Genomic DNA, 26,616 nt, shown 5'->3' with positions numbered 1-26,616 from the left:
GTCAGCTTGCGAAGAGTTCGATCAGCTTCGTTGTGATGGTCATCGCCGGTTTCGCGATGTCAGCGGCTTTCGACACGATGTTCTGGATGGTGGTCAGTTTGGACTTGACCACTTCCTTGTCGGAGTCCGCTGCGGCCAGCTCGCGGGTGACCTGATGAACCTCCTGAGCGACCTGCTCCTTCTGCGTGTCCGAGAGAGTGGTGCTGGTGAGGGCCAGCCGGAGCAGTTCGGTCAGCTGTTCCCGCTCCGGACCGGGTGCGTGGGTCTGCTGGAAGTCCTGGATGACCGTGTTGACCGGGCGGTTGACGAAGGTGGTCTGGCCGTGGAAGGTGAAGTTCTCCGTCACGCGGGCTCCTCCGTGGTAGGTGAACACGTTGTAACCGTGGAATTCGTACGGCGCCGCGGCAGCCGAGGGCTGCGGACGCAGTTCGTCGAGAATCCGGCGATGTGCTGCGGCTACCCGGTCGAACGCCGGATCGTCGCCCGTCCCCGCCGAGGTGATCGCAGCCAGCAGTTCTTGCGGCCGGTCGGCGACTTCTGCCGGGTTTCCCTGCCGGGGCTCATCGTAGTGTCGCGAATCCTCCAGCGCGGCCTCGACATCGTATCGCCGCGGTTCCTGGTCGATCGCCCGCTCGATCTCGCCGAACAGCCTACGCAGATAGCGGGGATCGACCGCTTCGATGGGAAAGACCAGCGTTTCCGCAAGAGCTCCGCTGCGGAAAATCGCCAAACACGGCAGGTGCGCGGGCTGGATTCCCAGTTCGCGGGCGACCTCATAGCACAGGTGGCGGTCGTACGGCTTCCAGGACAGCCACCGCATCGACGAGAACATGCGGACCAACGGTGGTTCCAGGTGCTTCCGCCAGTAGCTTCTAGCGGTTTCCCAGCTCTGCGGGCGCTCAACCACGAAGACGCCCAGTTTCGGTCCCGACAGGGCGTTCAGTTCGTCGAAATGAGTTCGAACGTAGGTGGCCAGTGCGACGTCCTCATCGGTGTACAGCAGCGCTCCCCATAGTCGGGGTCCGGCCGTGCTCTGCTGAGCCTTCGTGACGAGCTGCAGGTTCCGGATCAGCCTTTCCGGGTGGCCGGCCGCCCCGAGCATGTATGCGCCGGGAGGCTCCCGGTTCACGCACAGGACCACCAGGTCACCATCGGAAAGTTCTGCTTCGGCCACCGTGGAATCGGCGTCGAAGCGCATGTCGGTGACCGAGCTGGCGAGCCACACGTCGGAAACCCGGCTGATGTCCCAGTGGATCGGCAACTCGTCCCGCCCGGCTTCGTCGGACGCGGCCAGGCCGCGGGACTTGGCGGCTTGATACATCGTTGCGGTCAGGTCGCCGATGAACGTTGCGGAGGTGGTCTCGACGGAAACGCATCCGGCGAGAACCCGGTGGTCCAATTCGTGCCAGCGCCGTTGATATTCCGGCTCGTCCCGGTCGGCGTACTGCGGTAGTTCACTCATTTGCCAGGCGATGCGATTGCCGTAGGCAGCGTAGCCGGTGACCGTCCAGTCGCCTTCGAACACCATGGCCCACAGGTGCACGAAATCCTCCTTGCGGCCGGGTACCTCAGGCAATCGTCCCGGTTGCCGGCCGTGTTACGGATGCTGTTCGCGCAAGGCTGCTTCCAGTTGGCGGTGCAACTCGCCCAAGCGGGTCCTGCCCGGCTTGCCCGGCGGGAACTTCCGCAGCAGGGCGCTCACCTCCGGTGGTGCCTGCGACAGCGCCCACTCGATCTCCGCCGCTGCCGAACCGCCCGCCAGCTCCCGCGCCAACGCTGCCTGCTGGGCCGGGCCGACGATGTGCTTCACCTGGTGCGGGGACTCCAGGGGGTGCAGGTAAGCCGCGCCGGCTGCGCCCACTGCCGCGCGTGCCGCGGCCGAGGCGGCAGCGTCGGACGTTCCGCCCGCTGCCGCCAGTGCGGCCCAGGCCGCCGTGCGCAACGCCTTCGTGCGCGGGGCGCCGGTGGCGAACTCCTGGGCCGCCGCGATCGCTGCCGCCGGGCGGGGGTCGTCCGGGATCAGGGGCACCACCCGCGCCGCGCAGGCCGCGGCCCAGCCCGTCAACGCCCGCAGCTCGTCCAGACTCAGCTCCATGCCCCTGAAGCTTATCCTTGAACCACCGGTTGAGACTCCGGGCGGTGCAGGGCCTGGCGGCGCAGGCGGTTGAACAGCTTCGCGTTGTTCCACGCGAAAACCCCCACCGTGACGCCGTCCCGGGAGAACGTCGCCACGAACGAGGACGACGAAGGGGCGCCGTCCACGTACGAAAGCGTGTCCTCCGGATGGGGGTGGCCGGCCAGCTGCAAAGTGCCCGAGTACTGGTCGGACCAGACATAGCCGCTGGGTGTGTACGTCCGCGCGGTGTGCCCGGCCAGCAGGTTGGCCACCGCGACCGGTGCCTGCTCGGACGCGTTCGTCCAGTGCTCGTGCCGCTGTCCCGCGTACCGGGCCACGTCACCCACCGCCACCACCTGAGGCAGCGAAGTGACCAGTCCCGCGTCGGTGTGGACGCCGTTGCCGACCGTCAACCCCGAGCCCGCCAGCCACTCGGTCGCCGGGGCCATGCCGACTCCCGTCACGACCACGTCGGCCGCGACGAGCGAACCGTCGGCCAGCCGGACGCCGGCCGCTTCCAGGCCGGTCACCGGCACCCCGCAGCGCAGCTCCGTGCCGTGCTCCGCGTGCAGCCGGGCGCAGACGGCGGCCAGCTCCGGGCCCAGCACGGGCGCGAGCGGCGCGGGCAATGCCTCCAGGACGACCACGTCGAGGCCCAACGACCGGCACGTCGAGGCCACCTCGGCGCCGATGAATCCGGCCCCGACGATCACCACCCGCACGCCGGGCACCAGAGCCGCGCGCAAGGCCAGCGCGTCGTCGAGCGTCCGCAACACGAAAGCGCGCTCGAAGCCCGGCAGCCGGCGCGCCCGGCCGCCGGTGGCGATCACGACGCCGTCCGCGTGCACCGATGTGCCGTCCGACAGCAGCACCCGACGCGCAGCAGGTTCCAAGGCCGTCGCCCGCACGCCGAGCCGGAAGTCCAGGGCCAGCGATGCCAGGTCGCCGGCGTCGAGCAGCTCCAGCGACTCCCGCGACGCCGTCCCGGCCAGGAAGGCCTTCGACAGCGGCGGCCGGTCGTAAGGCAGGTGCGGCTCGTCGCCGATCAGCACGATCCCGCCGTCGTACCCCTGCGCGCGCAGCTCCTGCGCCGCGCGGACCCCGGCGAGTGAAGCGCCGACGATCGCGACGCGTTTCACGCGGCGTCCTCGCCGGCCACGCCCCGGACGTAGATGACGCCTTCGTCGACGACCACGGCGTACGTGCGCACCGGGTCCTTCGCCGGCAGGCAGGTCGGCATGCCGGTGCGCAGGTCGAACAGCGCCGCGTGCAGCGGGCACTCGACGAAGCAGCCCTCGAGCCAGCCGTCGGCCAGGGAGGCGTCCTGGTGGGTGCACGTGTCGCCGATGGCGTACAGCTCGCCGTCCTGGGTGTGGAACACCGCGATGGCGGGCGGCCCGGGGAGCCGTACCGACTCACCGGGGGGCAGTTCGTCCACCGTGCACGCGCGCATCATGGGTCCTCCGAGACTGTTGCGCATAGGGGAACATCAACTGTGATCCGCAACAAAGTCTGAATCCCCCGGAGGACGTCGTCAAGGGGTACGCCCGGGTAGTTTTCGTTACCGGATAACGGGTGTTCCGGGCACGCCGAAGGCCCGTACCGAGGATGGCGGTACGGGCGCTGCGACGCCGGAGGCTAGTTCTCCCCGTGCCGGTAGAACGGCAGCTTGAGCGGGGCCAGCGGGGTGTTGCCGAGGATCAGGTCGGCGGCCTTCTCGGCGGTCATCATCACCGGGGCGTAGATGTTGCCGTTGGTGATGTAGGGCATCACCGACGCGTCGACCACGCGCAGGCCCTCGGTGCCGTGCACCCGCATGCTCTGCGGGTCTACGACCGCCAGGTCGTCCACGCCCATCTTGGTCGTGCACGACGGGTGCAGGGCCGTTTCCGCGTCCTTGGCGACCCAGTCGAGGATTTCTTCGTCGGTCTCGACGGACGGCCCCGGCGAGATCTCCCCGCCGTTGTACGGCTCCAAAGCGCTCTGGTTGAGGATCTTCCGCGCCACCCGCACGGCTTCGACCCATTCCTTCCGGTCGGTCTCCGTCGACAGGTAGTTGAACTTGATCGCCGGGTGCTGCCGCGGGTCGGTGGAAGTGATCTTCACCGAGCCGCGCGTGTCGGCGTACATCGGGCCGACGTGCACCTGGTAGCCGTGGCCTTCCGTGGGCGCCGAGCCGTCGTAGCGGATCGCCACCGGCAGGAAGTGGAACATCAGGTTCGGGTACTCCACCTCGTCGTTGGACCGGACGAACCCGCCGCCCTCGAAGTGGTTGGTGGCGGCCGGCCCGGACCGCAGGAACAGCCACTGCGCACCGATGTAGGGCCGCTTCCACTTCGCCAGCGACGGCTGCATCGACACCGGCTGCTTGCAGGCGTACTGGATGTACACCTCGAGGTGATCCTGCAGGTTCTCCCCGACGCCCGGCAGGTCCTTCACGACGTCGATGCCGAGCTTCTCCAGCTCCGCCGCGTTCCCGACGCCGGACAGCTGCAGCAGCTGCGGGGTGTTGATCGCGCCGCCGCAGAGGACGATCTCCTTGCCGTAGACCTCGCCCGGCACGCCGCGGCCCTGTGCGTACTCGACGCCGACCGCACGTGTGCCGTCGAAGAGGACCTGCGAGACGAACGCGCGCGTCTTCACCGTGAGGTTGGGCCGGTCCATCACCGGGTGCAGGTAGGCGCCCGCCGCCGACAGCCTCCGTCCTTTCCGGACGTTCCGGTCGAAGGCTGCAAAACCTTCCTGCCGGTAGCCGTTGACGTCGTCGGTGCGCGGGTAGCCCGCTTCCTCGGCGGCGTCGAAGAACGCCTGGAACAACGGGTTCGACGCCGGTCCGCGCTCCAGTTCGAGGGGGCCGTCGTGGCCGCGCCACGGGCCATCCGGCGGATCGGCCAGGCAGTTCTCCATCCGGTTGAAGTACGGCAGGCAGTGCGCGTAGTCCCAGGTGGACATTCCGGGATCACTCGCCCAGCGCTCGTAGTCCATCGGGTTGCCGCGCTGGAAGATCATCCCGTTGATGCTCGACGAGCCGCCGAGCACCTTGCCGCGGGCGTGGTAGATGCGCCGCCGGTTCATGTGCGGCTCGGGCTCGCTGCGGTAGCCCCAGTCGTAGAACTTCGACCCGATCGGGAAGGTCAGCGCGGCCGGCATGTGGATGAACACGTCCCACTTGTAGTCCGACCGGCCGGCCTCCAGGACGAGGACCTTGTTCGCGGGGTCGGCCGAAAGCCGGTTCGCCAGCGCGCAGCCCGCCGAGCCACCACCGACGATGACGAAGTCGTAGGTTTCGGTACTCATGGCGCCTCCTGAAGAACCTTATTCAGCCGTCGGCCGGCGCGAGAGTCACCACCGGCAGGTATGTCACGTTTCATGCGCCGTCCTGACCAGAATGAGGTTCTCAGCCGGGCAGGGTGTCCGGGGTCGCGTCGGGCATGTGCTCGGGGCTCGTGTGGGACGAACCCCAGGTGCGGCGCCGGACGTACAGCATGATCGCACCGATGATCACGATCAGCCCGGTGACGATCACCGCGCCCCACTGGAAGTACCAGTGGTCGGAGCCGTAGACCTCGGCGCGCGGCCAGATCAGGTTGATCGTCATGGCGCCGCCGTAGAGCACCGCGACCAGGTTCACCAGCGTGCCCCAGCGGCCCAGCTTGAAGTACGGGCCGTGCTCCGGGCGCGGCCAGTGCCCGCGCAGGCGGCGCACCAGCATCGGGCCGGTGACCATCAGGTAGGGGATGTAGAACAGGATGATCGCCGTCGAGGTCAGGATGAAGAACGCGCGCTGGTTGCCGAGGTTGATCAGCAGCACGACGATCGTCAGGCCGCCGGTGAGCAGCGCGGGCAGCACCGGGGTCTTCGACCGCGGCGACACCTTCGCCATCGCGCGGCTGAACGGCAGGCGCCCGTCGCGGGCCATCGCCCACGTCATCCGGATCGCCGCGGTCTGCACCGCGAGGCAGCACACGGTGATGGCGATCGCCGAGCAGATCAGGAACGCGTCGCCGAGCCCCTCGCCGAGGGTGCTCTTCAGCAGGTACGGCATGCCGGACGTGCTGAGCTCCTTGGCGCTCAGGTCGCCGACGGCCATCATGCCGAACAGCATGATCAGGCCGCCCACGATGAACGCGGCGGTGATGGCGCGCAGGATCGCGCGGGGCGCGTGCCGCCGCGGCTGGGTGGTCTCCTCGGCCAGCGAGCCCGCGGTGTCGAAGCCGTAGAAGACGTACGCGCTCATCAGCGACGCCACCAGGAACGCCCCGAGGTACCCGAACGACTGGCTCTCACCGGTGCCGGCGGTGTCGAAGACCAGGCCGGGGCCGCGCTTGATGTGGATGGCCAGCGCGATCACCAGCAGGATGCTCGCGCCGAGCTCGACCGCGACGCCGAAGTTGTTGATCTTCGCCATCAGCTTGACGCCGATGATGTTGACGATCGTGGCGAACACGACCAGCACCAGGGCCAGGATGATGGCGTTCTGGGCGCCGCCGGGCGTCGAGGTGAGGCCGGCGTCGTCGTCGCTGCCGACGAGCTGGAACGCGGTCGACACCTGCGGCAGGATGATCTGGTAGGCCACCGCGACGGCCGCCGCCGTCACGATCGCGCCGATGATCATGATCCAGCCGGCCAGCCACGACGTCGCCGGTTTCGCGATCTGCTTGGCCCACTGGTACACCGAGCCGGCGAGCGGGAACTGCCCGGCCAGTTCGGCGAAGCACAGGGCGACGGCGAGCTGGCCGAGGAAGACGAGCGGCCACGTCCAGATGAACGCCGGGCCCCCCGACCCGAAGCCGAAGAAGAAGAGCTGGAACACGCCGGTGAGGATGGAGATGTAGCTGAAGCCGGCGGCGAAACTGGAGAACGACCCGAGCGAGCGCTCGAGTTCCTGGCGGTAGCCGAACTTCTCGAGTTCGGAAGAGTCGTCGGCAGCAGGCCCCCCGCCCGCCGGTTTTTCCTGGGTGGTCATCGCGTGCGTCCTCACGTGGTGGGTGGGGGAGGGATCAGCCCTTGAACCAGTGCTGCGGAACGGGATCGATGTTCTGGTAGATGTGCTTGCTCTCCTGGTATTCGGCCAGCCCGGACGGCCCGAGTTCGCGGCCGATGCCCGATCTGCCGAACCCACCCCACTCCGCCTGGGGCAGGTAGGGGTGGTAGTCGTTGATCCACACGGTGCCGTGGCGCAGGGCCCCGGCGACGCGCTGGGCGCGGGACGCGTCCGACGTCCACACGGCTCCGGCGAGCCCGTACTCGGTGTCGTTGGCCAGCGCGATCGCGTCGGCCTCCCCGGCGAACCGTTCCACGGTGACGACCGGGCCGAAGACCTCTTCCCGGACGATCGCCATGTCCCGCGTACAGCCGGAAAACACGGTGGGACGCAGGAAGAAACCGGTTTCGTACTCCGGTCCCTCGGGGCGCTTGCCGCCGGCCCGGAGCGTCGCGCCCTCCTGGAGAGCGCTTTCGATGTACCCCTCGACCTTGGCGCGGTGCTGCGCCGAGACGAGCGGGCCGGTCTCGGTCGAAGGGGCCAGGCCGTCGCCGACGCGGATGCGGTCGGCACGCGCGGCGAGGTCCGCCACGAACCGGTCGTGGATCCCGTCCTGGACGATCAGCCGGGCACCCGCCGAGCAGACCTGTCCGGAATGGACGAACGCGGCCAGCAGGGCGTAGTCCAGTGCGGTTTCGTAGCCGGCGTCGTCGAACACCACGTTCGGGTTCTTGCCGCCGAGTTCGAGCGCGACCCGCCGGACGCCCTTCGCGGCGGCCGTCATGATCTTCTCGCCGGTCGCGTAGCCGCCGGTGAAGGAGACGAGGTCGACGCCCGGGTGCTCGACCATCGCCGCGCCGACCCGGCCGTCGCCGAGGAGCAGGTTGACCACGCCGGGTGGCGTGCCTGCCTCCTCGAGGAGGGCGACCAGCTTGATCGTGGTCAGCGGGGTGACCTCGCTCGGCTTGAGCACCACGGTGTTGCCCGCGGCCAACGCCGGCGCGACCTTCCAGGACATCTGCAGCAGCGGGTAGTTCCACGGCGCGATGAGCGCGCAGACGCCGACCGGTTCGTGCACGATCCGGCTGACGACGGTCGCGCTGCCCGCGTCGACCAGGCGGCCGGCGTCCTTGTCCGCGAGGTCGGCGTAGTAGCGGAAGACGTTCGTCACATCGTCGATGTCGATGCGGCCTTCGCCGAGCGTCTTGCCGGTGTCGAGGCTCTCCGTGCGGGCGAGTTCCTCGCGGTCGCGGACCAGCAGGTCGGCCGTCCGGCGCAGCAGTGCGCTGCGTTCGCCGGCGGTCGTCCGCCGCCACGGACCCGCGTCGAACGCCTTCCGCGCAGCTTCGACCGCGGCGTCGACCTCTTCGTGGCCCGCCTCGGCGAGGGTGGCGATGACCTGGCCGGTGGCGGGGTTGAGCACATCGAACATGCGGCCCTTCCCGGAGCGGTAGTGGCTGCTTCACGTCCAGAGTGCGTACATTTGTACGCGAAGTGTGTACAGATGTCCACAAGGAGGCCCGGTGGCGAACAGCGAACCCGGCGCGACGCGGCGCCGCGGTCCGAACGATCCCGAGCGCCGCGCGCGGATCGCCAAGGCGGCGATCGAGGTGGTGGCGCAGCGAGGGATCGACGGGGTCACGCACCGCTCGGTGGCGGCGGCGGCCGGTGTCCCGCTCGGCTCGACGACCTACCACTTCGCGACCCTGGACGACCTGCTGGAGGTCGCCCTGCACGAGGCGGCCGAGAAGAACGTCCACGCGCTGAAGGAGTGGGAGTCGGCGCTGCCGCCGGACGCCGACTTCGCCGCGGCGCTCGCCGAACTGGTGATGGGCTACATCAACGAGCAGTACCGGGACACGGTCGTCGAGTACGACCTGTACGTCGCGGCCCTGCACCGGCCGGCGCTGCGCAAGGCGAGCGCGGCCTGGGACGACGCCCTGATCGCGTTCTTCGGCTCCCGCACCGATTCCCTCACCGGCCGGTTGCTGGCCGGGTTGTTCTGCGGCCTCCTGATGCAGGCCGCGCTGGCCGACCCGCGCCCCACCCGCGAGGAGATCGAAACCCTGTTCCGCCGGGCGATCGAGGGACCGCCGGGCCGAACTTGTTGACAGCCGTGCGTGGCGGCAGTCACTCTGTTCCGGAGTGAGCAACAAGACGCGTTCTGCGCAACTCCCGTTCTGATCCGCGGAGAGGACCACGCCGGTGACCGCAATCGATCTCCCGCCGAGCCTGCTCGCCACGTTGCCCGGCAGCTCCTACACCGACCCGGCGATCTTCGCGGCCGAGCAGGCGAAAATCTTCGAGGCCGACTGGTTCTGCGCCGTGCGCAGCGCCGACCTCGCCGGGCCGGGAGCGTTCGAGACCGTGCAGATCGGCCGGGAGAGCGTCCTGGTCTCACGGGGGCGGGACGGCAAGCTGAACGCGTTCCTCAACGTCTGCCGCCACCGCGGCGCCCGGCTGTGCACGTCGGAGAGCGGCACGGTCAAGCGTGCCTTCCAGTGCCCGTACCACGCCTGGACGTACGGCCTCGACGGCAAGCTGATCGCGGCGCCGAACCTCACCGGGATGCCGGACGTCGACCGCACCGAGTTCGGGCTGACCCGGCTGCACCTGCGCGAATGGCTCGGGTACGCCTGGGTCTGCCTGGCCGGCGAGCCGCCGTCGTTCGAAGAGACGGTGATCGGGGCCGTCACCGAGCGGCTCGGCGGGCCGGCCGAGATCGACGCCTACGGCATCGACGGCCTCGCGCTGGGCAAGCGCATCGAGTACGACGTGAAGGCGAACTGGAAACAGATCATCGAGAACTTCATGGAGTGCTACCACTGCGCGACGATCCACCCGGAGCTCACCGAGGTGCTCCCGGAGTTCGCCGACGGTTACGCGGCGCAGTACTACGTCGGCCACGGCGCCGAGTTCGGCGGCGGGATCAAGGGTTTCACCGTCGACGGCAGCGAAGGCGTCGACCGCCTGCCCGGCGTCACCGAGGCCCAGGACCGCAAGTACTACGCGATCACCATCAAACCGGGCGTTTTCGTCAACCTGGTCCCGGACCACGTGATCATCCACCGGATGTTCCCGCTGGCGCCGGACCGGACGCTGGTCCGCTGCGACTGGCTGTACCTGCCCGAAGTCGTCGATTCCGGGCGCGACCTGAGCCGGTCGGTCGAGCTGTTCCACCGCGTCAACCTGCAGGACTTCGAGGCGTGCGAACGCTGCCAGCTGGCGATGGGCTCGCGGGCGTACGCGCGGGGCGGGGTACTCGTGCCCAGCGAGCACCACATCGGCGCCTTCCACGACTGGGTCCGCGCCCGGTTGAGCGGCTAGATCAGCGCGCGGATGGCGGCCTCGAACCCGGCGACGTGCTCGAGCGTGAGGGCAGCGGCCTTCTCGCCGTCGCCCTCGATGATCGCGGTGAGGAGCGGGACGTGTTCGTGGACGTGGCCGGCCATCCCGGGCAGCCGGGGCACGAACACGCACCAGATCCGGGTGGCCAGGTTGTCGTACCGGATGAGCGTGTCTTCGAGGAACGGGTTGTGCACGCACCGGTAGACCGCCCGGTGCAGGGCGAGGTCGGTGCGCAGCAGGTCGGCGTTGTCCCGGCCCGGGACGTCGGCGTCGAGCTGCGCGCGCAGTTCGGTCAGGGTGGCCCGGTCGGCCGCGGTCGCGCGCTCGGCCGCGGCGGCCGTCGCCATCGGTTCGAGCGTGCGCCGGACCTCGGAGATGTGCGCGAGGTCGGAGATGTTGACGTCGGTGGCGAACGTGCCGCGTCGCGGGTAGGCGACGACCAGGCGTTCGGACTCCAGCCGCTTCAGCGCCTCGCGGATCGGCGTCCGGCCCATGCCGAGCGCGGCGCCGAGCTCCTCCTCGTTGAGGGGCGAGCCCGGCGGGATGTCGAGCATGACCAGGCGATCACGGACGAACAGGTACGCCTGTTCGGCCAGCGACGGGGGATTGACCTGCGGATGCATGGCGCTTAGCCTACATCGACGATTGATATATCAGAAGTCGACCACGGAAGGTTCGCGATGACCGACCTGCCGGAGCACCCGGACTTTCTCTGGGACAACCCCGAGCCTCGCCGGAGTTACGACGTCGTCATCGTCGGCGGCGGTGGGCACGGCCTCGCCACCGCTTACTACCTGGCCAAACAGGGCATCAGAGGTGTCGCCGTGCTCGAGAAGGGCTGGCTCGCCGGCGGGAACATGGCCCGCAACACCACGATCATCCGCTCCAATTATCTCTGGGACGAGAGCTCCGGCATCTACGAGCACTCCCTCAAGCTGTGGGAAGGGCTCGAAGAGGACCTCGGCTACCCGATCCTGTTCAGCCAGCGCGGGGTGCTGAACCTGGCGCACAGCCTGCAGGACGTCCGCGACAGCGTCCGCCGCGTCGAGGCCAACAAGCTCAACGGCATCGACGCCGAATGGGTGGACGCCGACGGCGTCAAGGAGATCTGCCCGATCGTCAACACCTCGCCGGACGTCCGCTACCCGGTGCTCGGCGCGACTTTCCAGCCACGCGCGGGTATCGCGAAGCACGACTACGTGGCTTGGGGTTTCGCGCGTGCCGCGCACGAACTGGGCGTCGACCTCATCCAGAACTGCGAGGTCACCGGCATCACGACCGGCGGCGGCCGGGTCACCGGCGTCGAGACGTCCCGGGGCCGGATCGCCGCGGGCAAGGTGGCGCTGTGCGCGGCCGGGCACACGTCGGTGCTGGCTCGCATGGTCGGCCTGGACCTGCCGCTGACGTCGCACCCGTTGCAGGCGCTGGTGTCGGAGCTGCTGGAACCGATCCACCCGACGGTCGTCATGTCGAACGCCGTGCACGTCTACGTTTCCCAGGCGCACAAGGGCGAGCTCGTCATGGGCGCCGGCATCGACAGTTACCACGGGTACGGCCAGCGCGGCTCGTTCCACATCATCGAGCAGCAGATGGCCGCCGCGCTGGAGCTGTTCCCGGTGTTCGCGCGGGCGCACCTGCTGCGGACGTGGGCCGGGATCGTCGACACCAGCCCGGACGCCTCGCCGATCATCGGCCTGACGCCGGTGGAAAACCTGTTCCTCAACTGCGGCTGGGGCACCGGCGGTTTCAAGGCGACCCCCGGCGTCGGGGACGTCTTCGCGGCGACCATCGCCCGCGGCAAGCCGCACGAGTACGCCGAGCCCTTCGCCCTCGACCGGTTCACCACCGGTGCCCTCGTCGACGAGCACGGCGCCGCCGCCGTGGCGCACTAGGAGCGTTCTGATGCACCTGATCCCCTGCCCTTGGTGTGGGCCGCGCGAGGAAGCCGAGTTCCACTACGGCGGCCAGGCGCACGTCGCCTACCCCTCGGATCCGTCGGCACTGTCCGATGAGGACTGGGCCAAGTTCGTCTTCTTCCGTGACAACCCGAGCGGACCGTTCGCCGAGCGCTGGAGCCACTCCGCGGGCTGCCGTCGGTGGTTCAACGCCGTCCGCGACACGCGCACCCACGACCTCCTGGCGGTCTACCGCCTCGACGAGCCCAGGCCGGTGATCTCATGACCCGGCTGTCCGGCGTCCCGCTCAAGTTCACCTTCGACGGCCGCGAGCTGACCGGTTTCCTCGGCGACACCCTGGCGTCCGCGTTGCTGGCCAACGGCATTCACCAGGTCGCCACCAGCATCAAGTACGGGCGACCGCGCGGGATCTTCGCGGCCGGCGTCGAAGACTCGAACGCCTTGGTGCAGATCGAAAACCCGTTCCCGGAGCCGATGCTGTCGGCGACGACGGTCGAGCTGTACGACGGTCTGGAGGCGCGCGGCCTGCGTGGTCAGGGCCGGCTGGCCGCCGAGCCGGACCCGGCCCGGTACGACGCGAAGCACGCCCACTGCGATGTCCTGGTCGTCGGCGCCGGACCCGCCGGCCGCGCCGCCGCTGCCGCCGCTTCCGGCCGGGTGCTGCTCATCGACGACCAGCCCGACGGCGAGGCGCCCGAAGGCGTCCGGTTCCTTTCGCGCACCACGGCGTTCGGTGTCTACGACGACGGTTTCGTGCTTGCCCTGGAACGCCGAGGCGAACCCCCCGAGCGGATCTCGCGGCAGCGGGTCTGGCGGATCCGGGCGAAGCGGATCATCATCGCGACCGGTGCGCACGAACGGCCGATCGTCTTCCCGGACAACGACCGTCCCGGCATCATGCTCGCGTCGGCCGCGCGCACGTACCTGAACCGGTACGGCGTCCTGGCCGGGCGGCGCGTGGTCGTGTTCACCACCAACGACTCCGCTTACGAGGCTGCCTCCGAGCTGGCCGGAGCCGGGGCCGAGATCGTGCGAATCGTCGACGCTCGCGAGGGCTACGGCGTCATCGGCACCGACGGCGGCGAGCACATCACCGCCGCCCACGTGGCGAAACTGGGCTCGATGGCGGGGGAGCGGGTCGAGTGCGACCTGCTGCTCGTGTCCGGCGGCTGGAACCCGGCCGTGCACCTCTACAGCCAGGCCCGCGGCACCCTCCGGTACGCCCCGGAACTCGGTGCGTACGTCCCGGACGGCTCGCTCGCGAACGTGACCGTCGTCGGCGCCGCCGCCGGCGAAGGGCTGCCGGAGACCGAGGTGCTCTGGCAGGTCCCGGCGCCCGAGTCCGAAGTGGACACCCGGTTCGTCGACCAGCAGCGCGACGCCACGGTGTCCGACGTCCTGCGCGCCACCGGTGCCGGCCTGCGTTCGCTGGAGCACGTCAAGCGCTACACGACCATCGGGACCGCGCACGACCAGGGCAGGACCTCCGGCATGCTCGCCGCCGGCATCACCGCCGAAGCTCTGGGTGTCGATCTCGCCGACCGCCGTCCGACCACGTTCCGGCCGCCGTACACGCCGGTGTCGTTCGCCGCACTGGCCGGGCGGAACCGCGGCGAGCTGCACGATCCCGTGCGTGTCACCACGATCCACCCGTGGCACGTCGGGCACGGCGCCGAGTTCGAGAACGTCGGCCAGTGGAAGCGGCCGTGGTACTACCCGCGGCCCGGCGAGCCGATGGCCGACGCCGTCCGGCGCGAATGCCGCGCCGCGCGCAACGACGTGGCGTGCATGGACGGGTCCACGCTGGGCAAGATCGACGTCCAGGGCCCGGACGCCGGCTGGTTCCTCGACATGCTCTACACGAACCTGATGAGCAACCTGAAGGTCGGCCGGATCCGCTACGGCGTGATGTGCGGTGTGGACGGCATGGTGATCGACGACGGCACGGTGATCCGCGTCGGCGAGGAGCGGTTCCTGGTCACCACGACCACCGGCAACGCGGCGAAGATCCTCGAGTGGATGGAGGAGTGGCTGCAGACGGAGTGGCCGCACCTGGAGGTGTTCGCCAGCTCGGTCACCGAGCACTGGGCCACGATCCCGCTGGTCGGCCCGCGTTCCCGGGAAGTCCTCGGCCGCCTGGCCCCGGTTCTTGACGTCTCGAACGAAGCCTTCGGGTTCATGACCTGGCAGGACGCGGAGGTGGCCGGCCTCCCGGCGCGCGTGTGCCGGATCAGCTTCTCCGGCGAACTGGCGTATGAGATCAACGTCCCGTCGTGGCACGGTCCCGCGCTCTGGCAGTCCATAGTGGACCAAGGGGTCACGCCGTACGGCACCGAGACCATGCACGTCCTGCGCGCCGAGAAGGGCTACCCGATCATCGGCCAGGACACCGACGGCACGGTCACCCCGCAGGACCTCGGCCTGTCCTGGGCGGTGTCGAAGAAGAAAGCCGACTTCATCGGCAAGCGCTCGTTCGCCCGCGCCGAGAACAACCGGCCCGACCGGAAGCAATTCGTGGGCCTGGTGCCGGTCGATCCCTCGGTGCTGCTGCCGGAGGGGTCGCAGATCATCGAATCCGGAACCGTCGGGAACCCGCCGGTGCGGATGCTCGGCCACGTCACGTCCAGCTACGACAGCGCCGCCCTCGGCCGTACTTTCGCCCTCGCCTTGGTGCGCTCCGGCCGCGCACGGATCGGCGAGACGCTGTACGTGCCGGTCGGCGATCAGGTGGTGCCGGTGACCGTGACCGAATCCGTCCTCTTCGACAAGGAAGGAGCCCGCCGTGACGGTTGACGCGGTCGACGAACCGTTCCGCACCCAGCTCACCGTCCGCCTCCGCGGCGGGCAGACCTTGCTCGGCGTCCCCTTGCCGGACCCGTGCACCTTCACCAGCGGCAGCGGCGCCGACGTCCTGTGGATGGGCCCCGACGAGTACCTGGTGCTCGCCGAACCCGGCCGCCAGGCCGAGCTGGAAGCGGCACTTTCACGGGGAAGTGCCGCCGTCGTGGATGTGTCGGCGCAGCGCAACGTCGTGCGGCTCACCGGGTCGCACGCGGCCGACGTGCTGGCGCACGGCTGCTCGATCGACCTGGAGGTGGCGCCGCCGGGTACCTGCGTGCAGACCCTGCTGGCGCGGACCGGGATCGTGCTCATGGTCCGGGAAGAGGGCTACACGATCCTCGTGCGGCAGTCCTTTTCGGACTACTTCAAGGCTTGGCTGGCCGACGCGAGCCTGGAGTACGTCTCGTGACCTTCACCCTGACCCTCAAGTGTCCCGAACGCGCGGGCATCGTGCACGCCGTCACGACGTTCCTCGTCGGGCAGGGCTGCGACATCGTCGAGCACCAGCAGTTCGACGACGACGTCCGCGGCTCGCTGTTCCTGCGCACGTCGTTCACCTGCACCGAACCGACCACAGTGGACGACCTGATCCGCGCGTTCGCCCCGGTGGCCGGGGACTTCGGCATGGAGTTCGGCGTCTCCGACGGGACGCCACCGCGGGTCCTCGTGATGGTGTCGAAGTTCGGCCACTGCCTCAACGACCTGCTGTTCCGCTGGCGTGCCGGCGGACTCGGCGCGGAGATCGCGGTCGTCGTCTCGAATCACGAAGACCTGCGGCCGATGGCCGAGGCGGCCGGCGTGCCGTTCGTGCACGTCCCGGTCACGCCGGACACCAAACCGGAGGCCGAGCAACGGCTGCTCGACCTGATCGGGGAGTACGAAGTGGACCTGATCGTGCTCGCCCGCTACATGCAGGTGCTGTCCAACGAGCTGTGCCAGAAGCTCGAAGGCCGCGCGATCAACATCCACCACTCGTTCCTGCCCGGCTTCAAGGGCGCCAAGCCCTACCACCAGGCCTACGACCGCGGCGTCAAGTACGTCGGCGCGACCGCGCACTACGTCACCCCCGACCTCGACGAGGGCCCGATCATCGAGCAGGAGGTCCAGCGCGTCGACCACACGTACTCGCCGCGCGAGCTGGTGACCGTCGGCCGCGACGCCGAGGCCCTCGCCCTCTCGCGTGCGGTCCGCTGGCACTGTGCACGCCGTGTCCTGCTCAACGGCAACAGCACTGTTGTGTTCCGGTAGAAGGAGTTCCGCCATGAGTGCACCGAAGGTCGTGATCATCGGCGCCGGCATCGTCGGCGCGAACCTCGCCGACGAGCTGACCGCCCGCGGCTGGACCGACGTCACCGTGCTCGACCGGGGCCCGCTGCCGCGCACCGGCGGCTCCACTTCGCACGCGCCCGGCCTGGTGTTCCAGACCAACCCCTCCAAGGCGATGACGGACTTCGCTCGCTACACCGTCGAAAAGCTGCTGAGCCTGGACTGCTTCCTCCAGGTCGGCGGGATGGAGGTGGCGACCACCCCGGCGCGCTGGGAGGACCTCAAGCGCAAGCACGGCTGGGCGACGTCGTGGGGCGTGCCCGGCCGGCTGATCGACGCGGCCGAGTGCGTCGAGCGGTGGCCGCTCCTGGACGGTTCACGGATCTTCGGCGCGCTGCACGTCCCCACCGACGGGCTCGCGCGGGCCGTGAAAGCCGTCGAGGTGCTGGCCGCGCGGGCGGGTTCGCGCGGGGCCCGGTTCATCGGGTCCACGAAGGTGACCGACGTTCTGACCGACCGCGGGCGCGTCACCGGCGTCCGGACCGACCAGGGCGACTTCCCCGCCGACGTCGTCGTCTCGTGCGCGGGGTTCTGGGGCCGCGAAATCGGCGCGATGGTGGGTATGGACGTCCCGCTGCTGCCGCTGGCCCACCAGTACGTGACGACCGGGCAGGTCGCGGAACTCGCCGGCCGCAACACCGAGGAAATCGAGGCGAGCCTGCCGATCCTGCGGCACCAGGACCAGGACCTGTACTTCCGCGAGCACGTCGACCGGCTCGGCATCGGCTCCTACGCGCACCGGCCGATGCCGGTCGACGAGTCCACTCTGGATCCGACGGTCTGCGGGACGGCCATGCCGTCGATGCTGCCCTTCACCGAGGACGACTTCGCGCCGTCGTGGGAGGAGAGCAAGCTGCTGCTGCCCGCGCTGGGCGCGACCAAGGTCGAAGAGGGCTTCAACGGAATTTTCTCCTTCACCCCGGACGGCCAGTCGCTGGTCGGCGAGTCGGCCGACGTCCGCGGATTCTGGCTGGCCGAGGCGATCTGGGTGACGCACTCCGCGGGCATCGCCAAGGCCGTCGCCCAGCTGCTCGTCGACGGGCATGCGGAAGTGGACACCCACGACATCGACGTCCACCGCTTCGAGGAGGTCCAGCTCGCGCCGTCGTACGTGCGCGAGACGGCGCAGCAGAACTTCGTCGAGGTCTACGACATCCTGCACCCGTTGCAGCCCAAGCTGTCCCCGCGCGACCTGCGGGTGACGCCGTTCCACGCGCGGCAGCGCGAGCTGGGCGCGGTGTTCCTGGAGGCGGGCGGCTGGGAGCGGCCGCACTGGTTCGAGGCCAACGCGCCGTTGCTGAAGAAGCTCCCGCACGACGCGCTCCCACCGGCGCGGGACGCGTGGTCGGCGCAGTTCCACTCGCCGATCGTGGCCGCCGAGGCGTGGCACACGCGCAACGGTGTCGCGCTGTACGACATGACTCCGTTGAAGCGGGTCGAGATCAGCGGGCCGGGATCGCTGGAGCTGCTGCAGTCGCTGACCACCAACCAGCTCGACAAGTCGGTCGGGTCGGTGACGTACACGCTGATGCTCGATGCCGCGGGTGGCGTGCGCAGCGACGTCACGGTGGCCCGCCTGGAGCCGGAGGTGTTCCAGGTCGGCCTCAACGGGAACATCGACGTCGACCACTTCGTCAAGCACGCACCGGCCGGCGTGCAGGTCCGGGACATCACCGGCGGGACGTGCTGCATCGGCGTCTGGGGCCCGCTGGCACGGGACCTCGTGCAGCCACTGTCCCATGAGGACTTCTCGCACGCCGGCCTGAAGTACTTCCGGGCGCGCAGGGCGCGGATCGCCGGCGTGCCGGTGGTTGCGATGCGACTGTCCTATGTGGGTGAACTGGGCTGGGAAATCTACACCGGCGCGGACAACGGCCTGCGGCTGTGGGACGCGTTGTGGGCGGCCGGGCAGCCCCTGGGCGTGATCGCGGCCGGGCGGGCGGCGTTCAACAGCCTGCGGCTGGAGAAGGGTTACCGGCTGTGGGGCACCGAAATGACCACCGAGCACGACCCGTACGAGGCCGGCGTCGGCTTCGCGGTGCGCCTGGCGAAGGGTGACTTCCTGGGGCGGACCGCGATCGAGGGCCGGACGCCGGCACGCCGGTTGCGGTGCCTGACGATCGACGACGGCCGCACGGTCGTGCTGGGCAAGGAACCGGTGTTCGTCGACGGCGTGGCCGCCGGGTACGTCACGAGTGCCGCGTACGGGTACACGGTGGGCCGTCCGATCGCCTACGCGTGGCTCCCGGCGTCGGCGGACGTCGGCAGCAGCGTGGAGATCGAGTACTTCGGCCGCCGGGTCGCGGCCACCGTGGCCGCCGAGCCACTGGTCGACCCCGGCATGGAACGGATCCGGCGGTAACGCCGGTCACGTCCGGTCACCTCCGGTCACCTCCGGCTCCCGAACGGGTAATCCACAGCAAGTCCATGGAAGCGCACCAGGAAATTCTCAGGATTGGGGCGTTTCCTGGTGTGGGCCGGAGGCTGGTCGAGAGCTGGAGCTGTGCATGAGCGAGTACGACCGAGGACCGCAGGGCGGCGGCGAGTACCCGTACGGCTACGGCCAGGGCGGCTACTCGCCGGACTACTACGGCCCGAACGGTTACCCGCAGGACCACCGGGGCCACCACCAGCACCAGTACGACCAGCCCCGTGACCAGTGGGGACGCCCGTACCCGCCGTACCCGCAGCCGATCTACGCCTACCCCCAACCCGCCTACCGGCCGCCGCCGCGCCGGCGGCACCCGCTGCGCGCGCTGAGCGTCGCCGTCGTGGCGATCGCGCTGGCCGTCGTCGCCGGGCTGGGGATCGGGCACCTGATCTCCGGGGCGGGCGCCCCCACCGCGGGCGGCAACCAGAACTTCGGCTTCTCCGGGCAGCCCAGCGAGGCGAAGACGGTACTCGACGTCGACGCCGTGTCGGCGAAGGTCAACCCGGCCATCGTGAACATCACCACCGAGCTCGGGCTGCAGGGCGCGGCCGCGGCGGGCACCGGCATCGTGCTCACCGCCGACGGCGAGGTGCTCACCAACAACCACGTCGTGGCCGGCGCGACCAGCATCAAGGTCACCAGCATCGGCACCGGCGACACGTACCAGGCGGAGGTGGTCGGCTACGACCGCACCGAGGACGTTGCCGTCATCCAGCTGCGCGGCGCGTCCGGGCTGCCCACCGCGACCATCGGCGACTCGTCGAAGGTCGAGGTCGGCGACCAGATCCTCGGCCTCGGCAACGCCGGCGGCCGCGGCGGCGACCCGGTGCCCGCGCCGGGCACGGTGACGGCGCTGGACCAGTCGATCACCGCCTCCGACGAGTCCAGCGGCTCGTCCGAGCAGCTCACCGGGCTGATCCAGGTCCGGGCGAACATCGAGTCGGGCGACTCCGGCGGCCCGCTGGTCAACGCGGACGCCCAGGTCATCGGCGTGGACACGGCCGCGTCGACCGGCTACCAGCTGAACGGCCGCCGCAGCGGCGGCGCCGGCCAGGGTTTCGCCATCCCGATCAACCAGGCCGTCGACATCGCCCACGAGATCGTCGCGGGCACGGCCTCGGACAAGATCCACATCGGCAAGACGGCGTTCATCGGCGTCTCGGTATCGGACGGCCAGGGCGGGGCGAGGGTCCGCGAGGTCGTCCAGCGCGGCCCGGCCCAGAAGGGCGGCTTGACGGCCGGCGACGTGATCACGGCAATCGACGGCAGGCCGACCGCCTCGGCGACCGCGTTGACGAACGTGATGGACACCCACCACCCGGGCGACCAGCTGACCCTCACGGTGACCGGCGCCGGCGGTGGTGAGCGGCAGCTCCGGGTGAAGACGGTCGAGGGCCCGGTGGGCTAGCCCAGGGTTTCCGCCAGTACCTCGCGGTGCGTCTGCTTGGCCGCGAGGTACTTCTCCCGGCCCGCGTCGGTGATCGTCACGAAGATGCCGCGCCGGTCCAGCTCGCACAGGGCGCGCTCGACCAAGCCCTCCTTCTCCAGGCGGGCGACCAGCCTCGACGTGGCGCTCTGGCTGAGGTGGATGGCGCCGGTGAGGTCGGCCGAACGGCACTTGAAGTCGCAGGTCGCGAGGCGCTCGAGGGCCTCGAACTCGTTCGCGCCGATGCCGTGGCGCTCCTGCAGGCGGCACTCCAGCGTGCTGAACACGGCCGAGTAGCGGGCCAGCAGCTCGTGCCACTCCTGGACCAGACCCTGCTCACCAGCGACGTCGCTCACGGCGACCAACTTAGCATGCAGGGGCATCAGATGCAAACGCATTTAATGCTTGGACATTAGATGCGCGTGCATGTAATGTCGCCGCCATGAGCTCTTCCGTGTCCTTGTCCACCACCTCGACCCGGTGGGATGCACGTCTCTGGGGTGTCCTGCTCACCGTTTCGATCGTCATCGGCCTCGACGCGCTCGACGTGTCGATGGTCGGCGTCGCGCTCCCGGCCATCCAGGCCGACCTCGGCCTGTCCACCAACGCGCTGCAATGGGTCGTCAGCGGCTACGTGCTCGGCTACGGCGGGCTGCTGCTGCTCGGCGGCCGCACCGCCGACCTGCTCGGCCGCCGGCGCGTGTTCCTCGTCGCCGTCGCGATCTTCGCGCTCGCCTCGCTGCTCGGCGGCCTCGTCGACGACGGCGCCCTGCTCATCGCGAGCCGGTTCATCAAGGGCCTGGCCGCCGCGTTCACGGCGCCGGCCGCGCTGTCCATCATCACCACGACGTTCCAGGAGGGCCCGGCCCGCAACAAGGCGATCAGCATCTTCGCCGTGTTCGGCGCCAGCGGCTACTCCGCCGGCCTGGTGTTCTCCGGCCTGCTGACCGAGGTCGGCTGGCGCTGGACGTTCCTGCTGCCCGCCCCGATCGCCCTGGTGGCGCTGGTCGCGGCGTGGAAGCTGATCCCGTCGTACCGCGCCGAAACCGGCGGCGGCTACGACTTCCCGGGCGCCATCACCGGCGCGGCCGGTTCGCTGCTGCTGGTGTTCGGCGTGGTCGAGGCGCCGGAGGTCGGCTGGGCCGCCCCGCGCACGCTGATCACGTTCGCCGTCGCGCTGGCGCTGCTGGTGACGTTCGTGGTGATCGAGAAGCGCAGCCGCCACCCGTTGCTGCGCCTGGGCATCCTGCGCTCCGGCCGGCTGGCCCGCGCGAACCTCGGCGGCGCGCTGTTCTTCGGCGCGTACATCGGCTTCCAGTTCGTCGTGATGCTGTACCTGCAGCGGGTCCTGGGCTGGTCGGCGCTGCAGACGGCGCTCGGCTTCCTGCCGGCGGCGCTGATCGTGGCGTTCGGTTCGCCGCGCATCGAGCCGCTGATCGACCGCGTGGGCACGCCCCGCACGATCTTCGCGGGCGTGGTCGCGCACGTCATCGGCTACGCGCTGTTCCTGCGCATCGACGAGCACTCGGGGTACGCGGGCAGCGTGCTGCCGAGCATGGTCCTGCTCGGCATCGGCTTCACGCTGGCGTTCTCGTCGCTGAACATCCAAGCCACGGCGGGCATCTCGGACGACGAGCAGGGCCTGGCGGGCGGCCTGCTGAACACGTCCCTGCAGGTGGGCGGCGCGATCGGCCTGGCGGTGGTGACGGCGGTCCTGACCGCCAACGGCGGCCGCGAGGCGTCCCCGGCCGCGTTGCTGACCGGCCTGACGCCGGCGTTGAGCGTGGTCACCGGGATCGCGGTGCTGGGCCTGCTGGTCGCGATCAGCGGCCTGGCGGCCCGGAAGCAGCCGGCCGAAAAGCCGGTCGTGGAAGAGGACCTGCTCGCGCTCGCGGACTGATCGGGAAAGGCGGAAGGACCACCATCGCTGGGGGATGGTGGTCCTTCCGCGCACCCGCCGCCCAAAACGCCCCAATGTGGCGTTGAGTGCGTGGGATGCACCGAACGCCGCTTTGGGTGCGTTGGACGCACCGAACGCCACATTGGGTGCGTTGGATGCACCGAACGCCACATTGGGGCGCCGGCCGGGTGAGCACGGCGCCGGAACTGTCGGTGCCTTCCGCTAGCGTGGAAATCGGGGGCTGCTCAGGCAGCCACCACCGCGTTCCGGAGCCTGCCGCGGAAGCGCAAAGCCGCCACCGCTGTCACCGCGATCCCCGCCGCCGCCAGCAGAACCGCCGTCCGCAGTCCGTCCACAGTGGCCAGTCGCAGGGCCTCGCCGGAAAGGCCGTGCGTGCCCGCGTCGGCCACCGCCACGAACACCGCGAGCCCCACCGAACCGCCGACCTGCTGGGCCGTCGACGCCACTCCGGACGCCACCCCCTGGTCCGCCGCCGGGATGCCGGCCGCCGCCGCGCCGAACATCAGCGTGTAGCCCGCCCTGGCCCAGGCCCAGCACCACCAGCGCGGGAACCAGCGCCGCATAAGACGCTTCCGAAGTCATCGACAGCCCCAGCAAGGCCGCCCCGGCCCCGCCCACCACCAGCGAACCCACCAGCGTCGGGCGGGTTCCGCAGCGGGTCGCCAAGCGGCCCGCGGCCTGCGAGCCCGCCGCGATCGCCGGCATCGGGACGCCGAACGCCAGGCCGGTCGCCAGCGCGCCGTAGCCGTGGACGCCCTGGAAGTACCCGGGTCAGGAAGTACAGCAGCGTGCCGAACGTGCCCATGTACAGGAACGTCACCACCACGCCCGTCCCGAGGTTGCGGTCGCGCAGCAGCCGGGGCGGCAGCAGCGGGTCGCGGCTGCGGCGTTCGATCGCGGCGAACGCGCCCAGCAGGGCGAAGCCGGCCCCCGCGCCGAGAGCCCAGCCCGGTTCCGGGCCTTCGACCAGGGCGAACACCACCAGCGTCGTGCCGGACGTCGCGGTCAGCGCGCCGGCCCAGGTCGAACCGGCGGCCGGGCTGCCGCGCCGGATCCGCCGCCAGCAGGGGGAACGCGAGCGCGGCGGCGGCCGCGGCCGGCGGGACGTTCACGAAGAACACCGCCGCCCAGCCGAACGCCTGCGTCAGCACGCCACCCAGCAGGGACCCCAGTGCTCGGCGGCCGGGCGTGCGACCTGTTCGGCCCGCGGCGGGTCTTCGCACTCGCGGCCCGGGCCGGTCAGAGCCTGGGCGGGGCGCTGCTCTTCCCGGCGACCCTGACCCTGGTCAGCACGTCGTTCCCAGGAGCGCCCCGCCGAAGGCCACGGCGTAGGCGCTCACCACCCACTGCAGGCTCTGCGCGCCGAACCCGAGTTCCCGGCCGATGTCCGGCAGCGCCACGTAAACGATGTTGCAGTCCAGCGAAATGATCAGCTGCGCGAACGCCAGCAGCGCCAGCACCGCGCCCGGCCGGCGGCTCACCGGGCCACCCGCTCGTCCGTGCCCGGCACCTTGGCTCCCGCGATGGCGATGCGGTTCCACGTGTTGATGGTAAAGATCAGCGCGAGCAGCTGGGCCAGCTCCTCCTCGCCGAACTGGCCGGCGGCGCGGGCGTAGACGTCGTCGGGGACGCCGTCGCCGATGAGCGTGACGGCTTCGGTCAGGGCCAGCGCGGCCTGCTCCTTTTCGCTGAAGAAGTGGCCGGCTTCGTGCCACACCGCGACCATGTGCAGCCGCTCCTCGCTCTCGCCGGCCTTGCGGGCGTCCGAGGTGTGCATGTGCAGGCAGTAGGCGCAGCGGTTGAGCTGCGACGCGCGGATCTGGACCAGCTCGACCAGCGCGGGGTCGAGCCCGGCGCGGGCGGCGGCGTCGAAGCCGATCAGGGCCTTGAAGGCCTTCGGGGCGGTCTTGGCGAAGTTGAGGCGGGAGTTCGTCATGACCAGAAATTTAGGGCCGGTTTGACCCGTGTGTAGGGTGCATTTCCGTGCCGGAAGACTGGGTCAATTCGGGGGAGCGGCTGGGCGCCGACCTGCACCTGGCGCTGCCGGGCGGCGGCGGCAGGCGGGCCGCGCTGATCACCGCGCTGCGGGACGCCGTCCGCGCCGGCCGGCTCGCGCCGGGCACCCGGCTGCCGCCCTACCGCTCGCTGGCCGCCGATCTCGGGCTGGCCCGCAACACCGTCGCCGACGCCTACGCCGAGCTGGTCGCCGAGGGCTGGCTCACCGCCGTCCAGGGTTCCGGCACCCGGGTCGCCGAACGCGCCGAGCCGCTCAAGCCGGTCCGGACGCCGAAGGAGGCCCCGGCCGCGCCGAAGCCGCTGCACAACCTGCGGCAGGGGCAGCCCGATGCGACGTCGTTCCCGCGTACGGAATGGCTCGCCGCCGCGCGCCGCGCGCTGAACGTGGCCCCGCACGACGCCTTCGGCCCCGGCGACCCGCGCGGGCGCCGGGAACTGCGGGAGGCCCTCGCCCGGTACCTCGCGCGCGCCCGCGGCGTGCGGACGTCACCGGAGCGGATCGTCGTGTGCTCGGGGTTCGCGCACGCCCTGCGGCTGCTGCTCCCGGCCGTGCTGGCGGGGCCGGTCGCCGTCGAGTCCTACGGCCTCGCGTTCCACCGCTCGATCTTCGCCACGGCCGGCGTGGGCACGGTCCCCCTGCCCCTGGACGAGCACGGCGCCCGCGTCGACGAGCTGACCGTCCCGACGGTGCTGCTGACGCCCGCGCACCAGTTCCCGACCGGCGGCCCGCTGCACCACGACCGCCGCACGGCGGTGCTCGGGCACGTCCGGACGAGCGGCGGCCTGCTCATCGAGGACGACTACGACGGCGAATTCCGCTACGACCGCAAGCCGGTCGGCGCGGTCCAGGGCCTTGACCCCGAGCACGTCGTGTACGCCGGTTCGGTCAGCAAGAGCCTGTCCCCGGCGCTGCGGCTGGGCTGGCTGGTGCTGCCCGGGCACCTCGTCGACGCGGTGCTGGCGGTCAAGGGCGAGCGCGAGGCGTGGGCGGGCGTGCTCGACCAGCTCACGCTGGCCGGATTCCTCGCCTCCGGCGCCTACGACCGGCACATCCGCCGGATGCGCCAGCGCTACCGCCGCCGCCGCGACCAGCTCGTGGCGGCGCTCGCCGGACGGGCCCCGCACGTGACGCCCACCGGCATCGCCGCCGGCCTGCACGCCGTCCTCCGCCTCCCGCCGGGCACGGAAAAGGCCGCGCTGAAGGCGGCGGCGTGGCAGGGACTCGCCCTGGACGGGCTGGCCGCGTTCCGGCACCCGGACAGCGGGATGTCCACAATGGACGGGCTGGTGGTCGGCTACGCGACCCCGCCGGAGCACGCCTACCCGGCGGCGCTGGATGCGCTGTGCCGCGCGCTGCCGCCCGCGTGAGAGCCAGGCCGGCGCTGCGGTTGCCGTCCACCGGCGCCCCGCGGCCTGCTGATCCTGCGTGAGCGCTAGCCGACGATGTCGACCTCGAACGGATCGGACGCGCTGTAGTTGATGTCGGCCCACACCGCACCCGGCAGGTCGTAACGCCGGTGCGACGTGAGCCGTGCGTTGTAGCCGCCCGTCTGCGCCGGGTTGTGGCCGACGCCCTGGTGGTCGTTGCCCCAGGCGTAGATGTTGCCCACCCACATGGGTTTCGCGAAGCCGTCGCCGCCCAGCCGGGGCCGGATGACGACCGCCGCGCCGGGGCTGCCGGACAGGAATACGCGCACCGTGTTCTCTTCGTTGTTCGGCGGGGTGACGGTGATGCGTTCCATGATCTCCACTCCAGTCGAGGCCGGTTCGGATCCGTCCACGCCGGGCCAGTAGTCGGCGACGGACGAGACGTCGTAGCCCGGGGCCACGTTCCCCAGGTACTGCTTGGCGACCGCGCCGGCCGGGATGGCGGGATCGCCGTTGTAGTGGGCGATCCAGTAGTGCGGCTCGGCGATCCCGGCGGAGGAGAACGCGGACCGCACCGACGGCCAGGTCGAGAGGCTGCAGTAGATCGTCGGGTCCGCGCCCGCCGCGCGGCGCATCCGGACCCAGCCGGGCGCCTCACCCGGGTCGGCGTCGCCGGGCTCGACGTCGAGGACGTGCCCGTCGTTCGTGCCCGCCTTCTTGACGATGGTGACCTTGACCGCGTTCGGAAAGCGCGCCCAATCCGCGGCCGACCAGGGGGCCAGCTTGATCCGGTCGATGTATCCCGCGACCATCCGGGCGTCGCCGGGGATGTTCGCGGCCGTGACCGCGTCGTACATCGTGCGCACGGTGCGTCTCCGTTCGGTGCCGTATCGCCGTTTCGGGGACGGCGAAATCATCCCCGT

Annotated in this window: 24 protein-coding genes and 1 pseudogene; 12 read left to right on the top strand and 13 right to left on the bottom strand. The window is 70.4% G+C overall.

Going from position 1 to position 26,616, the window contains the following annotated elements:
* Position 1: 1 nt before the first annotated feature.
* The 7 genes and pseudogenes from C2L59_RS19330 to C2L59_RS19300 form a co-directional block, all read right to left on the bottom strand.
* A complete protein-coding gene (locus C2L59_RS19330; protein WP_103350887.1) occupies positions 2-1,543 on the bottom strand; it encodes a hypothetical protein in 1,542 nt (513 codons plus the stop codon).
* Between the two features lie 54 nt (positions 1,544-1,597).
* Complete coding sequence (locus C2L59_RS19325; protein WP_103350886.1) at positions 1,598-2,095, bottom strand: putative immunity protein; 498 nt, start codon at positions 2,093-2,095, stop codon at positions 1,598-1,600.
* 11 nt (positions 2,096-2,106) lie between these two features.
* On the bottom strand, positions 2,107-3,255 hold the full coding sequence (locus C2L59_RS19320; protein WP_103350885.1) for an NAD(P)/FAD-dependent oxidoreductase: 1,149 nt from the start codon (positions 3,253-3,255) through the stop codon (positions 2,107-2,109).
* Positions 3,252-3,572 carry a bifunctional 3-phenylpropionate/cinnamic acid dioxygenase ferredoxin subunit gene (locus C2L59_RS19315; RefSeq protein ID WP_103350884.1) on the bottom strand — a complete coding sequence of 107 codons (321 nt, stop codon included), beginning with the start codon at positions 3,570-3,572 and terminating at the stop codon, positions 3,252-3,254. The genes C2L59_RS19320 and C2L59_RS19315 overlap by 4 nt, the downstream gene beginning before the upstream one ends.
* A gap of 182 nt (positions 3,573-3,754) precedes the next feature.
* A complete protein-coding gene (betA, locus tag C2L59_RS19310; RefSeq protein ID WP_103350883.1) occupies positions 3,755-5,413 on the bottom strand; it encodes a choline dehydrogenase in 1,659 nt (552 codons plus the stop codon).
* Between the two features lie 100 nt (positions 5,414-5,513).
* Complete coding sequence (locus tag C2L59_RS19305) at positions 5,514-7,082, bottom strand: amino acid permease (protein ID WP_103350882.1); 1,569 nt, start codon at positions 7,080-7,082, stop codon at positions 5,514-5,516.
* Between the two features lie 34 nt (positions 7,083-7,116).
* Positions 7,117-8,538: pseudogene (locus C2L59_RS19300) on the bottom strand (aldehyde dehydrogenase family protein); the annotation flags it as partial.
* An 85-nt stretch (positions 8,539-8,623) separates the two neighbouring features.
* Here C2L59_RS19300 and C2L59_RS19295 point away from each other — a divergent pair.
* Positions 8,624-9,211: a TetR/AcrR family transcriptional regulator gene (locus tag C2L59_RS19295; RefSeq protein ID WP_103350880.1), complete on the top strand. Its 588-nt coding sequence runs from the start codon at positions 8,624-8,626 to the stop codon at positions 9,209-9,211.
* Positions 9,212-9,305: 94 nt separating this feature from the next.
* A complete protein-coding gene (locus C2L59_RS19290) occupies positions 9,306-10,427 on the top strand; it encodes an aromatic ring-hydroxylating dioxygenase subunit alpha (RefSeq protein ID WP_103350879.1) in 1,122 nt (373 codons plus the stop codon).
* Here C2L59_RS19290 and C2L59_RS19285 read toward each other — a convergent pair.
* The gene (locus C2L59_RS19285) at positions 10,424-11,071 is read right to left on the bottom strand and encodes a GntR family transcriptional regulator (RefSeq protein WP_103350878.1); all 648 of its coding nucleotides are present in this window, start codon (positions 11,069-11,071) and stop codon (positions 10,424-10,426) included. The genes C2L59_RS19290 and C2L59_RS19285 overlap by 4 nt on opposite strands.
* A 57-nt stretch (positions 11,072-11,128) precedes the next feature.
* Between C2L59_RS19285 and C2L59_RS19280 the strand changes: the two genes are divergently transcribed.
* From C2L59_RS19280 to C2L59_RS19250, 7 genes are all read left to right on the top strand, one after another.
* Positions 11,129-12,340, top strand: coding sequence for a sarcosine oxidase subunit beta family protein (locus C2L59_RS19280; RefSeq protein WP_103350877.1), 1,212 nt, complete (start codon positions 11,129-11,131; stop codon positions 12,338-12,340).
* A gap of 10 nt (positions 12,341-12,350) precedes the next feature.
* On the top strand, positions 12,351-12,629 hold the full coding sequence (locus tag C2L59_RS19275) for a sarcosine oxidase subunit delta (RefSeq protein WP_103350876.1): 279 nt from the start codon (positions 12,351-12,353) through the stop codon (positions 12,627-12,629).
* Positions 12,626-15,157 (top strand): 2Fe-2S iron-sulfur cluster-binding protein, encoded by a 2,532-nt coding sequence (locus C2L59_RS19270; RefSeq protein WP_103350875.1) that lies wholly within the window; start codon positions 12,626-12,628, stop codon positions 15,155-15,157. Before C2L59_RS19275 ends, C2L59_RS19270 begins: the two co-directional genes overlap by 4 nt.
* A complete protein-coding gene (locus tag C2L59_RS19265; protein ID WP_103350874.1) occupies positions 15,147-15,614 on the top strand; it encodes a sarcosine oxidase subunit gamma in 468 nt (155 codons plus the stop codon). Before C2L59_RS19270 ends, C2L59_RS19265 begins: the two co-directional genes overlap by 11 nt.
* Positions 15,611-16,453 (top strand): formyltetrahydrofolate deformylase, encoded by an 843-nt coding sequence (gene purU / locus C2L59_RS19260; protein ID WP_103350873.1) that lies wholly within the window; start codon positions 15,611-15,613, stop codon positions 16,451-16,453. The genes C2L59_RS19265 and purU overlap by 4 nt, the downstream gene beginning before the upstream one ends.
* A 13-nt stretch (positions 16,454-16,466) precedes the next feature.
* Positions 16,467-18,893 (top strand): FAD-dependent oxidoreductase, encoded by a 2,427-nt coding sequence (locus C2L59_RS19255; RefSeq protein WP_103350872.1) that lies wholly within the window; start codon positions 16,467-16,469, stop codon positions 18,891-18,893.
* Positions 18,894-19,038: 145 nt separating this feature from the next.
* On the top strand, positions 19,039-20,370 hold the full coding sequence (locus tag C2L59_RS19250; RefSeq protein ID WP_103350871.1) for a S1C family serine protease: 1,332 nt from the start codon (positions 19,039-19,041) through the stop codon (positions 20,368-20,370).
* Here C2L59_RS19250 and C2L59_RS19245 read toward each other — a convergent pair.
* Positions 20,367-20,744, bottom strand: a complete 378-nt coding sequence (locus C2L59_RS19245; protein ID WP_103350870.1) for a MarR family winged helix-turn-helix transcriptional regulator — start codon at positions 20,742-20,744, stop codon at positions 20,367-20,369. The genes C2L59_RS19250 and C2L59_RS19245 overlap by 4 nt on opposite strands.
* Positions 20,745-20,830: 86 nt before the next feature.
* On the opposite strand from C2L59_RS19245, the gene C2L59_RS19240 reads away from it, so the two are divergent.
* A complete protein-coding gene (locus tag C2L59_RS19240; RefSeq protein ID WP_103350869.1) occupies positions 20,831-22,288 on the top strand; it encodes an MFS transporter in 1,458 nt (485 codons plus the stop codon).
* 245 nt (positions 22,289-22,533) lie between these two features.
* On the opposite strand, the gene C2L59_RS49100 is transcribed toward C2L59_RS19240, so the two are convergent.
* On the bottom strand, positions 22,534-22,872 hold the full coding sequence (locus C2L59_RS49100) for a hypothetical protein (protein WP_103350868.1): 339 nt from the start codon (positions 22,870-22,872) through the stop codon (positions 22,534-22,536).
* 234 nt (positions 22,873-23,106) lie between these two features.
* Here C2L59_RS49100 and C2L59_RS49095 point away from each other — a divergent pair, with 234 nt between their 5' ends.
* Entirely contained in the window at positions 23,107-23,589 is a 483-nt protein-coding gene (locus C2L59_RS49095; protein WP_146060403.1) for a hypothetical protein, read from the top strand.
* A 6-nt stretch (positions 23,590-23,595) separates the two neighbouring features.
* Here the strand turns inward: C2L59_RS49095 and C2L59_RS49090 are convergent, their stop codons facing one another.
* Both C2L59_RS49090 and C2L59_RS19225 read right to left on the bottom strand, forming a co-directional pair.
* On the bottom strand, positions 23,596-23,790 hold the full coding sequence (locus tag C2L59_RS49090; protein ID WP_233223577.1) for a hypothetical protein: 195 nt from the start codon (positions 23,788-23,790) through the stop codon (positions 23,596-23,598).
* A complete protein-coding gene (locus C2L59_RS19225; protein ID WP_103350867.1) occupies positions 23,787-24,245 on the bottom strand; it encodes a carboxymuconolactone decarboxylase family protein in 459 nt (152 codons plus the stop codon). The genes C2L59_RS49090 and C2L59_RS19225 overlap by 4 nt, the downstream gene beginning before the upstream one ends.
* A gap of 47 nt (positions 24,246-24,292) precedes the next feature.
* Between C2L59_RS19225 and C2L59_RS19220 the strand changes: the two genes are divergently transcribed.
* On the top strand, positions 24,293-25,693 hold the full coding sequence (locus tag C2L59_RS19220; protein ID WP_103350866.1) for a PLP-dependent aminotransferase family protein: 1,401 nt from the start codon (positions 24,293-24,295) through the stop codon (positions 25,691-25,693).
* 65 nt (positions 25,694-25,758) lie between these two features.
* Here the strand turns inward: C2L59_RS19220 and C2L59_RS19215 are convergent, their stop codons facing one another.
* Positions 25,759-26,559 (bottom strand): hypothetical protein, encoded by an 801-nt coding sequence (locus C2L59_RS19215; protein WP_103350865.1) that lies wholly within the window; start codon positions 26,557-26,559, stop codon positions 25,759-25,761.
* Between the last annotated feature and the right edge of the window lie 57 nt (positions 26,560-26,616).

It is taken from the genome of Amycolatopsis sp. CA-128772 (genome assembly GCF_002904295.1).
Taxonomy (GTDB): domain Bacteria; phylum Actinomycetota; class Actinomycetes; order Mycobacteriales; family Pseudonocardiaceae; genus Amycolatopsis.
Note: the sequence above shows the minus strand (reverse complement) of the source record. Positions and strands in the feature narration are given on the sequence as shown.

Excerpts from the sequence above, each read along its gene's own strand:
- C2L59_RS19275 (WP_103350876.1), top strand. The coding sequence starts at position 12,351 with ATGCACCTGATCCCCTGCCCTTGGTGTGGGCCGCGCGAGGAAGCCGAG.
- C2L59_RS19225 (WP_103350867.1), bottom strand. The coding sequence starts at position 24,245 with ATGACGAACTCCCGCCTCAACTTCGCCAAGACCGCCCCGAAGGCCTTC.
- C2L59_RS19285 (WP_103350878.1), bottom strand. The coding sequence starts at position 11,071 with ATGCATCCGCAGGTCAATCCCCCGTCGCTGGCCGAACAGGCGTACCTG.
- betA (WP_103350883.1), bottom strand. The coding sequence starts at position 5,413 with ATGAGTACCGAAACCTACGACTTCGTCATCGTCGGTGGTGGCTCGGCG.
- C2L59_RS19315 (WP_103350884.1), bottom strand. The coding sequence starts at position 3,572 with ATGATGCGCGCGTGCACGGTGGACGAACTGCCCCCCGGTGAGTCGGTA.
- C2L59_RS19280 (WP_103350877.1), top strand. The coding sequence starts at position 11,129 with ATGACCGACCTGCCGGAGCACCCGGACTTTCTCTGGGACAACCCCGAG.
- C2L59_RS19325 (WP_103350886.1), bottom strand. The coding sequence starts at position 2,095 with ATGGAGCTGAGTCTGGACGAGCTGCGGGCGTTGACGGGCTGGGCCGCG.
- C2L59_RS19305 (WP_103350882.1), bottom strand. The coding sequence starts at position 7,082 with ATGACCACCCAGGAAAAACCGGCGGGCGGGGGGCCTGCTGCCGACGAC.
- C2L59_RS19270 (WP_103350875.1), top strand. The coding sequence starts at position 12,626 with ATGACCCGGCTGTCCGGCGTCCCGCTCAAGTTCACCTTCGACGGCCGC.
- C2L59_RS49100 (WP_103350868.1), bottom strand. The coding sequence starts at position 22,872 with ATGCGGCGCTGGTTCCCGCGCTGGTGGTGCTGGGCCTGGGCCAGGGCG.
- C2L59_RS19250 (WP_103350871.1), top strand. The coding sequence starts at position 19,039 with ATGAGCGAGTACGACCGAGGACCGCAGGGCGGCGGCGAGTACCCGTAC.
- C2L59_RS19240 (WP_103350869.1), top strand. The coding sequence starts at position 20,831 with ATGAGCTCTTCCGTGTCCTTGTCCACCACCTCGACCCGGTGGGATGCA.
- C2L59_RS19255 (WP_103350872.1), top strand. The coding sequence starts at position 16,467 with ATGAGTGCACCGAAGGTCGTGATCATCGGCGCCGGCATCGTCGGCGCG.